Below are 14,412 nucleotides of genomic sequence, written 5' to 3'. Positions count from 1 at the left end.
AAGGCGGTGTGAGGGAGGGGATACTCTGATACGGTTTGTTTTTGCGGAAGTAGCTCAGTTGATAGAGCATCAGCCTTCCAAGCTGAGGGTCGCGAGTTTGAGCCTCGTCTTCCGCTCCAGTACGCAGCAGCGTGTGATACGAACGCCTCCGATCGGTGATGATGGAGAGTTTGTGTCGCTCGCTTGTTCTGCGAAATGAATTTTAAAACTTTGGGACAATTTTTAACAATACTTTAAATACTTAATACTATGGCAAAAGAAAAATTCGACCGGTCGAAACCGCACGTAAACATCGGTACCATCGGTCACGTTGACCACGGTAAGACCACCCTTACCGCTGCTATCACGACTGTTTTGGCTAAGAACGGTCTGTCGGAACTCCGTTCGTTCGACTCGATCGACAACGCCCCCGAGGAGAAAGAGCGTGGTATCACGATCAACACCTCGCACGTTGAGTACCAGACGGCCAACCGCCACTACGCTCACGTAGACTGCCCGGGCCACGCCGACTATGTGAAGAACATGGTTACGGGTGCTGCTCAGATGGACGGTGCTATCCTGGTCGTTGCCGCTACGGACGGTCCGATGCCCCAGACCAACGAGCACGTGCTGCTCGCCCGTCAGGTGAACGTACCGCGCATCGTTGTTTTCCTGAACAAGTGCGACATGGTGGACGATCCCGAGATGCTCGACCTGGTCGAGATGGAGGTTCGCGACCTGCTTTCCAAGTATGAGTACGATGGCGACAACGCTCCCATCATCCGTGGTTCCGCACTCGGCGGCCTGAACGGCGAGCCGAAGTGGGAGGAGAAGATCATGGAGCTGATGGCTGCCGTTGACGATTATATCCCCGTTCCCCCGCGTGAGAACGAGAAGCCGTTCCTGATGCCTGTCGAGGACGTGTTCTCGATCACCGGCCGTGGAACCGTTGTAACGGGCCGTATCGAGACCGGTGTGATCCATGTAGGTGATCCCGTTGAGATCGTAGGTCTCGAGGAGAAGACCCTCACGTCGACCTGTACGGGTGTCGAGATGTTCCGCAAGCTGCTCGACGAGGGCGAGGCCGGCGACAACGTAGGTCTGCTGCTCCGCGGTATCGATAAGAAGGAGGTTAAGCGCGGTATGGTTGTTGCCAAGCCGGGTTCGATCACTCCGCACACCGAGTTCGAGGCTGAGGTCTACATCCTGAAGAAAGAGGAGGGTGGCCGTCACACGCCGTTCCACAACAACTACCGTCCCCAGTTCTACCTGCGTACGATGGACGTAACGGGTGAGGTTCACCTGCCCGCAGGCGTCGACATGGTCATGCCGGGTGACCACGTGACCATCACCGTGAAGCTGATCTACCCCGTTGCTATCAACGAAGGTCTGCGTTTCGCAATCCGCGAGGGTGGCCGTACGGTAGGTGCAGGTCAGATCCTGAAGATCGTGAAGTAGTTCAAGGCGCACAAGGCCGTCGGAAGCTTGCTTGCGAAGGCCGAACGCCAACCACTGTCGCCAGTGATTTTTAGGCGACAAATAAAATAGACAGAAAGCAGTACGGACTGCTGTACGCTTTCTGTCACTTAGGAGCATAGTTCAAGGGTAGAATAGCGGTCTCCAAAACCGTTGATGGGAGTTCGAATCTCTCTGCTCCTGCCAAAGTAAAAGACGAAGATATGATCAAATACGTTAAAGAATCTTACAACGAGCTTGTAAACAAGGTAACGTGGCCGACGTTTCCGCAGCTCCAGAGCTCCACGATCGTCGTGATGGTAGCTTCGGTCATCTTCGCCGTAGTCGTTTTGGCGATGGACGTGACGTTCGAGAACGTGATGGCCGCCATTTACAAGACCCTGGGAGGTCTCGGTCGTTAATTGTTTGCTGGAACGATGAGCGAGATTAAGAAACAGTGGTATGTTGTCCGCGCCATCGGTGGCAAGGAGGGGAAGGTCAAAGAGTATATCGAGGCTGAGATCCGCCACAACCACCTTGAGGACTACATTTCCCAGGTGCTGATTCCTACCGAAAAAGTCTACACGATCCGTAACGGAAAGAAGGTCTCCAAGGAGAAGGTCTCTTATCCGGGTTACGTGTTGGTGGAGGCTGCATTCGTAGGTCAGATTCCGATTATTATTCGCAATACCCCCAATGTGCTGGGTTTCCTCGGCGACACCAAAGAGGACAGCCGCAAGATGAACGCCACGCCCCTGCGTCCGCAGGAGGTAGCGCGCATCCTCGGCCGTGTCGACGAGCTGAACGCACAGGAGGAGGAGAACGAAATACCCTTCTTTGTCGGCGAGACCGTCAAGGTTACGGACGGTCCTTTCTCGAGCTTCCAAGGTACTATCGAGGCAGTCGACAACGAGCGCAAGAAACTCACGGTATCGGTGAAGATATTCGGGCGCAAAACTCCTATGGAGTTGAGTTTCACCCAAGTAGAAAAAGAATAATTAACCAAGGAAAACTATGGCAAAAGAGGTTGCTGCATTTATTAAATTGCAGATCAAAGGTGGTGCCGCCAATCCTTCGCCCCCGGTTGGTCCCGCATTGGGTTCTAAGGGAGTCAATATCATGGACTTCTGCAAGCAATTCAATGCTCGTACGCAGGACAAGGCGGGAAAGGTTCTTCCGGTCATCATCACGGTTTACAGCGATAAGTCGTTCGACTTTGTTGTAAAACAGCCGCCCGTAGCTATCCAGCTCAAGGAAGCAGCTAAAGCACAGAAAGGTTCCGCACAGCCCAACCGCGACAAGGTCGGTCAGGTGACGTGGAATCAGATCCGCGAAATCGCACAGGACAAAATGCCTGACATGAACTGCTTCACGCTGGAATCCGCTATGCGCATGGTTGCCGGTACTGCCCGCAGTATGGGTATCAGTGTCGTCGGAGAATTTCCTAATATGTAATTGCGAAGAAGATGAGTAAGTTGACAAAAAATCAAAAGATCGCCTACGCTAAGGTGGAAGCCGGTAAGGCTTACAAACTCTCGGAGGCAGCCGCTCTTCTGAAGGAAATTACGTTCACGAAATTCGACGCTTCGGTGGATATCGACGTACGTTTGGGAGTCGATCCCCGCAAGGCGAACCAGATGGTTCGCGGCGTGGTGACGCTTCCCCACGGAACCGGTAAGACGGTGCGCGTGCTGGTGCTGTGTACGCCCGAGAAGGAGGCTGAGGCACAGGCCGCAGGTGCGGACTACGTAGGTCTGGACGAGTATGTTGACAAGATCAAGGCCGGCTGGACCGACGTTGACGTGATCATCTGTACTCCCAATGTGATGGGAAAAGTCGGTGCGCTGGGCCGTATTTTGGGTCCCCGCGGACTGATGCCTAACCCCAAGACCGGTACGGTTACGATGGAAGTCGGTAAAGCCGTCCAGGAGGTAAAAGCCGGAAAGATCGACTTCAAGGTCGACAAATTCGGTATTATCCACACGACGGTAGGCAAGGTTTCGTTCTCGGCAGATCAGATCGTGGACAACGCGAAAGAGGTGCTGAATATGATTCTCAAGCTGAAACCGGCTGCTGCCAAAGGTTCTTATGTGAAGAGTATTTATCTCTCGACCACCATGAGCCCCGGCGTGCAGATTGATTCCAAATCAGTAGAAACCAAATAAGAAGGAGGAGACAAGAGATGACTAAGGAAGAAAAACTGGTTGTAATTAACAGCCTTGCCGAGCAGCTCCAGGCTTATCCTCACTTCTATATCGCCGATATCGAGTCGCTGAACGCAGAGCAGACCGCTGCCCTGCGCCGCAAGTGCTTCGAGAGCGACGTGAAGCTGGTGGTCGTAAAGAACACCCTCCTGGGCAAAGCCCTCGAGAAGGTGGAGAAGGCCGATGCTGATCTGGTAAAAGTATTGGAGGGTCCTACCTCGATTATGTTCACCAACGTTGCGAAAGCTCCCGCTGTCTTGATCAAGGAGTTCCGCAAGAAGTCGGAGAAGCCCGTTCTGAAGGCGGCTTTTGCCGAAGGGTGCGTTTACGTGGGTGACAATCAGCTGGACGCTCTGTGTAACATCAAGTCGAAGGAAGAGCTTATCGCCGACATCGTCGCACTGCTCCAGTCCCCGGCCAAGAATGTTATTTCTGCATTGCAGGCTAATGCAGGCCAAAAGATTGCGGGCCTCGTGAAGACGCTCGAATCGAGAAACAACTAATTTCACAAACAAGAATCAAAAACAAATTAATAAGCTTACAACTATGGCAGACGTAAAGAAACTTGCTGAAGAACTGGTAAACCTGAAGGTTACCGAGGTAAACGAACTCGCACAGATCCTCAAGGAGGAGTATGGCATTGAGCCGGCTGCTGCCGCTGTTGCCGTTGCAGCCCCCGCTGCAGGCGCAGGCGAGGCTGCTGCCGCAGAGAAGACGTCGTTCGACGTTATCCTGAAGGCTGCAGGTCAGGCCAAGCTCCAGGTTATCAAGGTTGTGAAGGACATCGCAGGTCTTTCGCTGGGTGATGCCAAGGCTCTGGTTGACGGTGCTCCCAAGGCTGTAAAAGAGGGTGTTTCCAAGGAGGAGGCTGAGCAGATCAAAGGCCAGCTCGAGGAAGCAGGTGCTGAAGTTGAGCTCAAGTAGCATTGCTGCTTAAGCATCAATAGAAGACGAACAGGTGTAGGGCTTACCGGCGGTGTAAGCTCTATGCCTTTTCTTGGTCTAAAGACCGGAAGTGCCGATCAGGAGCTGTGTCCGGTTTTTGGAATATAGGATGCTCCCGGGGCCAGCAACGCCTTCGTACGGGAGCATTGCCGGGATAATGACCCGCACTTTTTGGGGAGCGTAACCCATTACACTTCAACTAATTTGGATTTTACGATGTCCGCAGCAAAAACACAACAAAGAATTAGCTTTTCGACGGTAAAGAACCGGGTTCCGTATCCGGATTTGCTGGAGATACAGCTTAAATCATTCCGGGACTTTTTCCAGATGGACACCACGGCCGAAAACCGTAAGAACGAGGGTCTTTACAAGGTCTTCCAGGAAAATTTTCCCATCACGGATACCCGGAACAATTTCGTTCTGGAGTTTATCGACTACTATATCGACCCGCCCCGTTACTCGATTGAGGAGTGTCTGGAGCGCGGATTGACCTACAGCGTTCCGCTGAAAGCCAAGCTGAAGCTCTATTGTACGGACGACGAGCACGAGGATTTCGGCGTTGTCGTTCAGGACGTGTACTTCGGTACGATCCCCTACATGACCGAACGGGGTACGTTCGTCATCAACGGTGCGGAGCGTGTCATCGTATCCCAGCTGCACCGTTCGCCGGGCGTGTTCTTCGGGCAGAGCATGCACACGAACGGAACCAAACTCTACTCGGCACGAATCATTCCTTTCAAGGGTTCGTGGATCGAGTTCGCTACGGACATCAACAACGTGATGTATGCGTACATCGACCGTAAGAAGAAGCTGCCCGTCACGACGCTGCTGCGCGCCATCGGTTACGAGGCCGACCAGCAGATTCTGGAAATCTTCGACCTGGCGGACGAGGTGAAGGTCAACAAGGCCAACCTCAAGAAGGCCGTGGGTCGCAAGCTGGCCGCCAGGGTGCTCTCGACGTGGGTCGAGGACTTTGTGGACGAGGACACGGGCGAGGTGGTTTCCATCGAGCGAAACAACGTGATCGTGGACCGCGAGACGGTCCTCGAGGAGGAGCATGTGGACCAAATCCTCGAGAGCGGCGCCAAGACGATTCTGCTGCACAAGGAGAACCTTTCGGGCATCGATTTTTCGATCATCTACAATACGCTGCAAAAAGACCCGTGCAACTCCGAGAAGGAGGCCGTGGTTTATATATACAGGCAGTTGCGCGCTTCGGAGCCGCCCGATGAGGCGACTGCGCGCGACGTCATCGAGAAGCTGTTCTTCTCGGACAAACGCTATGACCTGGGCGATGTGGGCCGTTACCGCATCAACAAGAAACTGGATCTGGACACCGATCCGGCCATCCGCACGCTGACGCGCGAGGACATCATCGCTATCATCAAATACCTGATCCAGCTGATCAACTCGAAAGCCGACGTCGACGATATCGACCACCTGTCGAACCGCCGCGTCCGCACGGTGGGCGAGCAGCTGTCGAATCAGTTCTCGGTCGGTTTCGTGCGCATGGCGCGTACGATCCGCGAGCGCATGAACGTGCGCGACAACGAGGTGTTCACGCCGGTGGACCTGATCAATGCCAAGACCCTTTCGTCGGTGATCAACTCCTTCTTCGGCACCTCGCAGCTCTCTCAGTTCATGGACCAGATCAACCCGCTGGCCGAAATCACGCACAAACGCCGTCTGTCGGCCCTCGGTCCCGGCGGTCTGTCGCGTGACCGCGCCGGTTTCGAGGTGCGAGACGTGCACTACACGCACTACGGACGTCTGTGCCCGATCGAGTCGCCGGAAGGCCCGAACATCGGTCTGATCTCGTCGCTGTGCGTCTATGCGAAGATCTCCCCGATGGGATTCATCGAGACGCCTTACCGTCGTGTGGAGAACGGCAAGGTCGATATGGACAATTCGCACATCCACTACTATTCGGCCGAGGAGGAGGAAGACCTGGTCGCCGCACAGGCGAACACCCCGATCGACGAGGAGGGCAATTTCCTGGAGCCGGATCGTATCAAGGCGCGTGAAGGCGCCGATTTCCCCGTGGTGACGGCCAACGATGTGGACCTGATGGACGTCGCTCCGAACCAGATCGCCTCGATCGCCGCGAGCCTTATCCCGTTCCTGGAGCACGACGACGCCAACCGTGCGCTGATGGGTTCGAACATGATGCGCCAGGCCGTGCCCCTGGTGACTTCGGAAGCCCCGATCGTCGGCACGGGTATCGAGAAGGACATGATCTCCGACAGCCGCATCCAGATCGTAGCCGAAGGCGACGGTGAGGTGGTTTTCGCCGATGCGACGAAGATCCAGATCAAATACGAGCGTACGGAGGATGAGATCCTGGCATCGTTCGCTCCGGAGGTGACGACCTACACGCTGCCGCGTTACCGTCGTACCAACCAAAATACATCGGTGACGCTGCGTCCCATCGTGCTGACGGGCGCCAAGGTTACCAAGGGCCAGATTCTGACCGAAGGCTACTCGACGCAGCACGGCGAGCTGGCCCTGGGCCGCAACCTCAAGGTGGCGTTCATGCCCTGGAAGGGTTACAACTTCGAGGACGCCATCGTGATCTCGGAGCGTATCCAGCGGGAGGACATCTTCACCTCGGTGCATGTCGACGAGTACATCATGGAGGTCCGCGACACCAAGCGCGGTGTCGAGGAGCTTACGTCGGATATTCCCAACGTCTCGGAGGACGCCACGAAGGACCTCGACGCCAACGGTATCGTACGTGTCGGTGCCAACATCCACCCGGGCGACATCCTGATCGGTAAGATCACCCCGAAGGGTGAGAGCGATCCGTCGCCCGAGGAGAAGCTGCTCCGCGCGATCTTCGGCGACAAGGCCGGCGACGTGAAGGATGCCTCGCTGAAGGCCCAGCCGTCGCTGCACGGCGTGGTGATCGACACGCGACTCTACAGCCGCGCCAACAAGGAGGGCAAGAAGAGCAAGAGCGCCGAGAAGGCACAGTTGGACAAGCTCGACGAGAAGTTCGCGGCCGAAATTGCGGAACTGACGAAGCGTCTGGTCGGCAAGTTGTGGACGCTGCTCCAGGGCAAGACCACTACGGGCATCACGGACTACTTCGGGGTGGAACTCTATCCCTCGGGGACGAAATTCTCGCAGAAGATGCTGGAGGAGATCGCCCGCAAGTCGTCGGACGAGAAGACCGGCGTGGTGATGGGTTACCTGAACCTTGGAACGTGCAACTGGACGGGCGATGCCCACACTGATGCGCTCATCGAGGCCACCGTCAACAATTACACCATCGAGTGGAAGAAGGCCGACGCTGCCATCAAGCGCGAGAAATACAACATTACCAACGGCGACGAGCTCCCGCAGACGGGCGTCATCCAGATGGCCAAGGTCTACATCGCCAAGAAGCGTAAGCTGAAGGTGGGTGACAAGATGGCCGGCCGCCACGGTAACAAGGGTATCGTTGCCCGCATCGTGCGCGACGAGGATATGCCGTTCCTCGAGGACGGAACGATCGTCGACATCTGCCTGAACCCGCTGGGTGTGCCTTCGCGAATGAACCTCGGCCAGATCTACGAGACCGTGCTCGGATGGGCCGGCCGCGAGCTGGGCTTGAAGTTCGCCACGCCGATTTTCGATGGTGCTTCGCTCGACCAGATCAACGAATATACGGCCGAGGCGGGTATTCCGCACAGCGGCCGTACCTACCTCTACGACGGTGGCACGGGCGAGATGTTCGACCAGCCGGCTACGGTGGGCGTGATCTACATGCTCAAGCTGGGCCACATGATCGACGACAAGATGCACGCGCGTTCGATCGGTCCCTACTCGCTCATCACGCAGCAGCCGCTCGGCGGTAAAGCCCAGTTCGGAGGTCAGCGTTTCGGAGAGATGGAGGTTTGGGCGCTCGAAGGCTTCGGCGCCGCCAACATCCTGCAGGAGATTCTGACGATCAAGTCCGACGACGTGATGGGCCGCGCCAAGGCGTATGAGGCCATCGTCAAGGGCGAGAATCTGCCCAAGCCGGGTATTCCCGAGGCAATGAACGTGCTGCTGCACGAACTTCGTGGTCTGGCTCTGTCGGTGAAACTCGAGTAAGGAGTATTTTAGAGGAAAAGAAAAACGAGAATAAATATGTCAATTACCAAAGACAATAAACCGAATAATGGTTACAGCCGGATTTCGATTGGCCTGGCTTCCCCCGAGGAGATTCTGGCCCAGTCGAGCGGCGAGGTGCTGAAGCCCGAGACCATTAACTACCGTACCTACAAGCCCGAGCGCGACGGTCTGTTCTGCGAGCGGATTTTCGGTCCGGTGAAGGATTACGAGTGCCACTGCGGTAAGTACAAGCGCATCCGTTACAAGGGCATCGTCTGCGACCGCTGCGGCGTGGAGGTGACCGAGAAGAAGGTGCGCCGCGAGCGCATGGGACACATCTCGCTGGTGGTTCCGGTGGTGCACATCTGGTATTTCCGCTCGCTGCCTTCGAAGATCGGCTACCTGCTGGGCATTCCGTCGAAGAAACTCGAGGCGATCATCTACTACGAGCGCTACGTCGTGATCAACGCCGGAGCAGCCTCGGAGCAGGGCATCGAGCGCCTGGCCACGCTTTCGGAGAAGGAGTACCTCGACGTGCTGGCCGCGCTGCCGAAGGGCAACCAGTCGCTCGACGATTCGGATCCCAACAAGTTCGTCGCCATGATGGGAGCCGAGGCCGTCTACACGCTGCTGAAGCAGGTGGACCTCGACTCGATGTCCTACGCCCTGCGTCACAAGGCCTCGACCGAGACCTCGCAGCAGCGTAAGTCGGAGGCGCTGAAGTGCTTGAACGTCATCGAGTCGTTCCGTGCCTCGGAGGGCAAGAACAAACCCGAGTGGATGGTGCTGAACGTGATTCCGGTGATCCCGCCCGAGTTGCGCCCGCTGGTGCCGCTGGACGGCGGACGTTTCGCCACGTCGGACCTGAACGACCTCTACCGCCGCGTCATCATCCGCAACAACCGCCTCAAGCGTCTGATCGAGATCAAGGCTCCGGAGGTGATTCTGCGCAACGAGAAGCGCATGTTGCAGGAGGCCGTCGACTCGCTGTTCGACAACTCGCGCAAGAGCAATGCCGTGAAGAACGAGTCGAACCGTCCGCTCAAGTCGCTGTCGGATTCGCTCAAGGGCAAGCAGGGCCGCTTCCGCCAGAACCTGCTGGGTAAGCGTGTCGACTACTCGGCCCGTTCGGTCATCGTCGTCGGTCCCGAGCTGAAGATGCACGAGATGGGTATCCCCAAGGATATGGCCGCTGAGCTCTACAAGCCGTTCGTGATCCGCAAGCTCATCGAGCGCGGTATCGTCAAGACGGTGAAGTCCGCCAAGAAGATCATCGACCGCAAGGATCCCGTGATCTGGGGCATTCTGGAGAACGTCATCAAGGGACACCCCGTGCTGATGAACCGCGCCCCGACGCTGCACCGCCTCGGTATCCAGGCATTCCAGCCCAAGCTGATCGAGGGTAAGGCCATGCAGTTGCACCCGCTGGCATGTACGGCGTTCAACGCCGACTTCGACGGCGACCAGATGGCCGTGCACCTGCCGCTGGGCAATGCCGCCATCCTGGAGGCCCAGTTGCTGATGCTGGGTTCGCACAACGTCCTCAACCCCGCGAACGGTGCGCCGATTACGGTGCCTTCGCAGGACATGGTCCTCGGTCTCTACTACATCACCAAGCCCCGCAAGGGCGTGAAGGGCGAAGGCCGCATATTCTACGGTGCCGAGGAGGCGATCATCGCCTACAACGAGGGCCGTGCGGACCTGCACGCCATTGTGAAGTGCATGGTCGACGACCTGGACGAGCAGGGCAACGAGGTGCGTGTGCTAAAGGAGACGACCATCGGCCGTATCCTCTTCAACCAGGTGGTTCCCAAGGAGGTGGGCTACATCAACGAGATTCTGACGAAGCGTTCGCTGCGCGACATCATCGCCGTGGTGATGAAGAAGGCCGGAGCCGACAAGGTGGCCGCCTTCCTCGATGACATCAAGAATATGGGTTACCGGATGGCCTTCCGCGGCGGTCTGTCGTTCAACCTCGATGCCGTGATCATCCCCGAAGAGAAGGAGAAACTCGTGCAGGAGGGCTACGAACGTTCGGACGCCATCATGGAGGACTACAACATGGGTCTCATCACCAATAACGAGCGTTACAACCAGATCATCGATGTTTGGACGAATATCAATTCCAAGCTGACGAAGGTCGTGATCGAAACGCTGATCAAGGACAACGACGGTTTCAACCCGGTCTACATGATGCTCGACTCGGGAGCCCGTGGTTCGAAGGAGCAGATCCGTCAGTTGAGCGGTATGCGTGGACTGATGGCCAAGCCGCAGAAGTCGGGAGTCGAGGGTGGCCAGCAGGTCATCGAGAACCCGATTCTCTCGAACTTCAAGGAGGGACTTTCGGTGTTGGAGTACTTCATTTCGACCCACGGTGCCCGTAAGGGTCTTGCCGACACGGCCTTGAAGACGGCCGACGCCGGTTACCTGACGCGTCGTCTGGTGGACGTGGCGCAGGACGTGATCATCAACGAGGAAGACTGCGGCACGCTGCGTGGTCTGACGGCTACGGCCATCAAACGCAACGACGACGTGGTGCAGACGCTCTACGACCGCATTCTGGGCCGTGTTGCTCTGAACGACGTGATCCACCCGCTGACCGGCGAGGTGATCTGCAAGGCCGGCGAGGAGATTACCGAGCCGATTGCCGAAGCCATCGAGAAATCGCCGCTGGAGTCGGTTGAGATCCGTTCGGTGCTGACCTGCGAGTCGCGCCGCGGAGTGTGCGCGAAGTGCTACGGCCGCAACCTGGCCACGGCCCGCATGGTCCAGAAGGGCGAGGTCGTCGGCGTCATCGCCGCACAGTCTATCGGAGAGCCGGGTACGCAGCTGACTCTGCGTACGTTCCACGTCGGTGGTGTGGCCGGAGGCACGGCTGTCGAAACCAATGTCGTTTCGAAATACGAAGGCCGCCTGGAGATCGACGAGCTGCGCACCGTCAAGGGCAAGAATACGGCCGGCGAAGCAATCGATATCGTGATTTCGCGTCAGTCGGAGTTCCGCATCGTCGACCCGAAGACCGACATTGTCCTCTATACGCATAACCTGCCCTACGGTGCTACGCTCTTCATGGCGGACGGTTCCGAGGTCAAGAAGGGCGACCTGATCTGCGAGTGGGACCCCTACAACGCCGTTATCATTTCGGAGTACGAGGGTAAGGCCTCCTACGAGAGCGTCATCGAGGGTATCACCTACCGCGACGAGCGCGACGAGCAGACGGGCCTTTCGGAGAAGGTCGTGATCGAGTCGAAGGACAAGACCAAGAACCCGGTCATCAAGATCCTCGACCGCGAAGGCCTCGAGGTCAAGCAGTATAACCTTCCCGTGGGTGCCCACGTGGTCGTGAAGGACAACGCCCGCATCAAGGCCGGCGATATCCTGATCAAGATTCCGCGTGCCGTTGGCAAGTCGGGCGGTGACATCACCGGAGGTCTGCCGCGTGTTACGGAGCTCTTCGAGGCCCGCAACCCGTCGAATCCTGCCATCGTATCGGAGATCGACGGCGAGGTAACCTTCGGCAAGATCAAGCGCGGTAATCGTGAGATCATCATCACCTCGAAGCAGGGCGATGTGAAACGCTATCTGGTTCCCCTGTCGCGCCAGATCATCGTGCAGGAGAACGACTACGTGAAGGCCGGCAGCCCGCTGTCGGACGGCGCGATTACCCCGAGCGACATCCTCAATATCCTCGGTCCGACGAAGGTGCAGGAGTACATCGTCAACGAGGTGCAGGAGGTCTACCGCATGCAGGGTGTGAAGATCAACGACAAGCACTTCGAGGTCATCGTCCGCCAGATGATGAACAAGGTGAAGATCGAGGATCCGGGAGACACCCGTTTCTTCGAGGATCAGGTTGTCGACAAGTGGGAGTTCATGGATGTGAACGACGAGTTGTACGACAAGGTGGTCGTCACCGATGCAGGCGATTCGACGTCGTTGCAGCCCGGACAGATCATCTCGCTGCGTAAGCTGCGCGACGAGAATTCGAGCCTCAAGCGCCGCGACCAGCAGCCGGTGCAGGTGCGCGACATCGTTCCCGCAACGTCGACCCAGGTGCTGCAGGGTATCACCCGCGCCGCACTTCAGACTTCGAGCTTCATCTCGGCGGCTTCGTTCCAGGAGACGACCAAGGTGCTGAACGAGGCGGCCATCCAGGCCAAGGTCGACCCGCTGGAGAACCTCAAGGAGAACGTGATCTGCGGTCACCTGATCCCCGGCGGTACGGGTCTGCGCGATTACGACGACCTTGTAGTCGGTTCGAAGGCCGATCTGGAGACGCTCCAGCAGGCACAGTAGCCAGAGGCGGGGGAGTCCCGGGCGCCATGTCGCCGGGCGGTTCTCCGTCGTGTGAATCTTTGAAAAAGGCCGCCCCTCAGATGAGGGGCGGCCTTTTTTTAGAAGGGGGGGGGAGTGAAAACCGCAAACCGCAGCTAATCCGCGTGTGAAAAAACACCTTTTTGCGCGTATTCCAGGCTGAGGAACCTGAAAAAGCAGCATTCGACGGAGTTGTGATTGGAGGTCGCAGCCCCGTCGAATTGTTTTGTGATAGCGTCCATGCCCCCGAATTGCACCACGTGGCGCGAATGAACGGATTCCCATGCCTCTCATCCGTTAAAACAACCCGCACACCTCAAAAGATGTGCGGGTCAAAATCGGGTCGCTTACAGATGCTCAACCGATTCTAAACAAGTCAACAAATACATCTCTGAAGAGTTATTCGGCCGTAGCCTCGTCGTAGGTGATGGTGTAACCGCTGCTGACGAACGTCCAGTCCTGCGGACGGTTTCCATTCTCGCAAGTAACGGTTTCCTCCCATGCTCCATCGGCAATGGCGTTGAACAACGGCAGAGGATCGGAGTCGTTTCTCGTACGCAGGTTGAAGTGCATGATTCCACCATAAGCGGCCTCGGTCAAATCATAGGCTCTATCCCCATAATAAGATACATTGCTACCGATGGAACCCAGATTGATCGACAACGGTGCATAGTGCTCCTTGGTTACGCCGGAAGTGCTGATATACGTGTTGTAACCGAAGTTGGAATAGACGTGGTCGAGTTTGGCTCCGGCTGTCGCATCGATCTGATTGTTGCCGATATTGTACTGGAAGAGGGTAATCAACTTGCCGGCGGGCAACTTGGCGCGCAGTTTGGTGATCAGGTTGCCATACGAACCGGAAACGGAGGTCACCGTGCCGCCGTACTCGTTGTCGAATCCGATACCGTCGAGTCCGTACTTATTTACGGCATAGGCGAGAATCGTTGCAAGCTGGTCGGCCTGCGTGTTATTGAGACTCGTGAAGTCGATATTCTGCCAGTTGGGCAGGATGGTGAGCACGACTTTGATGCCTTTGGCCTGCAGGCCCGCTACATAGGTGACTGCACCGCCGTTTTCGAGCAGGTTGGTCATCTTGTCGTTGAGATAGAGGGTCGGACGCACCACGCCGTTGACCGTCTCCTTGTTGAGATTGGCGGCGAAGAACTCCACGATGTCGGCGTAGGCTGTACCGTCGGAGAGCATATAGTCGCCGGCATTGAGCGGGTTCACGTCATTGGTTTCGACATAAATGGTGACCTTCGGAGTTTTGTCTCCGTAAGCACGTGTTTTAACGACGGACTCTTGGGTCTTGTCCATCATCGATTCTTCTGCCTGCTGACATGAGATCATCATCGCTGCACTGGCTGCCAATGCTGCGAATAATTTGAAGTTTTGTTTCATTTGAATTTTAATTGGTTGTTTGCTCCGGTTAAAGAGC

10 protein-coding genes and 2 tRNA genes are annotated in these 14,412 nt (G+C 56.7%); 11 read left to right on the top strand and 1 reads right to left on the bottom strand.

From position 1 onward, the window contains the following. Window positions 1-43 precede the first annotated feature (43 nt). From QZ460_RS05660 to rpoC, 11 genes are all read left to right on the top strand, one after another. A tRNA-Gly gene (locus tag QZ460_RS05660) sits at window positions 44-119 on the top strand. 130 nt (window positions 120-249) lie between these two features. Next, the gene (tuf, locus tag QZ460_RS05655; protein WP_290540608.1) at window positions 250-1,437 is read left to right on the top strand and encodes an elongation factor Tu; all 1,188 of its coding nucleotides are present in this window, start codon (window positions 250-252) and stop codon (window positions 1,435-1,437) included. Window positions 1,438-1,567: 130 nt separating this feature from the next. Continuing rightward, window positions 1,568-1,641 (top strand) — tRNA-Trp (locus QZ460_RS05650). Window positions 1,642-1,658: 17 nt separating this feature from the next. After that, a complete protein-coding gene (secE, locus tag QZ460_RS05645) occupies window positions 1,659-1,856 on the top strand; it encodes a preprotein translocase subunit SecE (protein WP_290540607.1) in 198 nt (65 codons plus the stop codon). A 15-nt stretch (window positions 1,857-1,871) separates the two neighbouring features. Beyond that, on the top strand, window positions 1,872-2,432 hold the full coding sequence (nusG, locus tag QZ460_RS05640) for a transcription termination/antitermination protein NusG (RefSeq protein WP_015548064.1): 561 nt from the start codon (window positions 1,872-1,874) through the stop codon (window positions 2,430-2,432). Between the two features lie 16 nt (window positions 2,433-2,448). Next, window positions 2,449-2,889 (top strand): 50S ribosomal protein L11, encoded by a 441-nt coding sequence (gene rplK / locus QZ460_RS05635; RefSeq protein ID WP_290540606.1) that lies wholly within the window; start codon window positions 2,449-2,451, stop codon window positions 2,887-2,889. An 11-nt stretch (window positions 2,890-2,900) separates the two neighbouring features. Continuing rightward, complete coding sequence (gene rplA, locus QZ460_RS05630; protein WP_044054614.1) at window positions 2,901-3,599, top strand: 50S ribosomal protein L1; 699 nt, start codon at window positions 2,901-2,903, stop codon at window positions 3,597-3,599. Between the two features lie 17 nt (window positions 3,600-3,616). Next, window positions 3,617-4,141 carry a 50S ribosomal protein L10 gene (gene rplJ / locus QZ460_RS05625; protein WP_290540605.1) on the top strand — a complete coding sequence of 175 codons (525 nt, stop codon included), beginning with the start codon at window positions 3,617-3,619 and terminating at the stop codon, window positions 4,139-4,141. A gap of 43 nt (window positions 4,142-4,184) precedes the next feature. Then, complete coding sequence (rplL, locus tag QZ460_RS05620; protein WP_015548061.1) at window positions 4,185-4,562, top strand: 50S ribosomal protein L7/L12; 378 nt, start codon at window positions 4,185-4,187, stop codon at window positions 4,560-4,562. A gap of 237 nt (window positions 4,563-4,799) precedes the next feature. Beyond that, on the top strand, window positions 4,800-8,660 hold the full coding sequence (gene rpoB, locus QZ460_RS05615; RefSeq protein WP_290540604.1) for a DNA-directed RNA polymerase subunit beta: 3,861 nt from the start codon (window positions 4,800-4,802) through the stop codon (window positions 8,658-8,660). Window positions 8,661-8,696: 36 nt separating this feature from the next. Then, window positions 8,697-12,956, top strand: a complete 4,260-nt coding sequence (gene rpoC / locus QZ460_RS05610; protein ID WP_290540603.1) for a DNA-directed RNA polymerase subunit beta' — start codon at window positions 8,697-8,699, stop codon at window positions 12,954-12,956. Window positions 12,957-13,373: 417 nt separating this feature from the next. Here the strand turns inward: rpoC and QZ460_RS05605 are convergent, their stop codons facing one another. After that, a complete protein-coding gene (locus tag QZ460_RS05605) occupies window positions 13,374-14,375 on the bottom strand; it encodes a glycosyl hydrolase family 18 protein (RefSeq protein WP_290540602.1) in 1,002 nt (333 codons plus the stop codon). Window positions 14,376-14,412: the final 37 nt, after the last annotated feature.

Origin of the sequence: Alistipes sp., assembly GCF_020026455.1 — a bacterium.
Lineage (GTDB): Bacteria > Bacteroidota > Bacteroidia > Bacteroidales > Rikenellaceae > Alistipes.
Note: the sequence above shows the minus strand (reverse complement) of the source record. Positions and strands in the feature narration are given on the sequence as shown.

What these genes read in the sequence shown, in the direction of transcription:
- tuf (WP_290540608.1), top strand. Translation starts at nt 250, where the DNA reads ATGGCAAAAGAAAAATTCGACCGGTCGAAACCGCACGTAAACATCGGT.
- secE (WP_290540607.1), top strand. Translation starts at nt 1,659, where the DNA reads ATGATCAAATACGTTAAAGAATCTTACAACGAGCTTGTAAACAAGGTA.
- nusG (WP_015548064.1), top strand. Translation starts at nt 1,872, where the DNA reads ATGAGCGAGATTAAGAAACAGTGGTATGTTGTCCGCGCCATCGGTGGC.
- rplK (WP_290540606.1), top strand. Translation starts at nt 2,449, where the DNA reads ATGGCAAAAGAGGTTGCTGCATTTATTAAATTGCAGATCAAAGGTGGT.
- rplA (WP_044054614.1), top strand. Translation starts at nt 2,901, where the DNA reads ATGAGTAAGTTGACAAAAAATCAAAAGATCGCCTACGCTAAGGTGGAA.
- rplJ (WP_290540605.1), top strand. Translation starts at nt 3,617, where the DNA reads ATGACTAAGGAAGAAAAACTGGTTGTAATTAACAGCCTTGCCGAGCAG.
- rplL (WP_015548061.1), top strand. Translation starts at nt 4,185, where the DNA reads ATGGCAGACGTAAAGAAACTTGCTGAAGAACTGGTAAACCTGAAGGTT.
- rpoB (WP_290540604.1), top strand. Translation starts at nt 4,800, where the DNA reads ATGTCCGCAGCAAAAACACAACAAAGAATTAGCTTTTCGACGGTAAAG.
- rpoC (WP_290540603.1), top strand. Translation starts at nt 8,697, where the DNA reads ATGTCAATTACCAAAGACAATAAACCGAATAATGGTTACAGCCGGATT.
- QZ460_RS05605 (WP_290540602.1), bottom strand. Translation starts at nt 14,375, where the DNA reads ATGAAACAAAACTTCAAATTATTCGCAGCATTGGCAGCCAGTGCAGCG.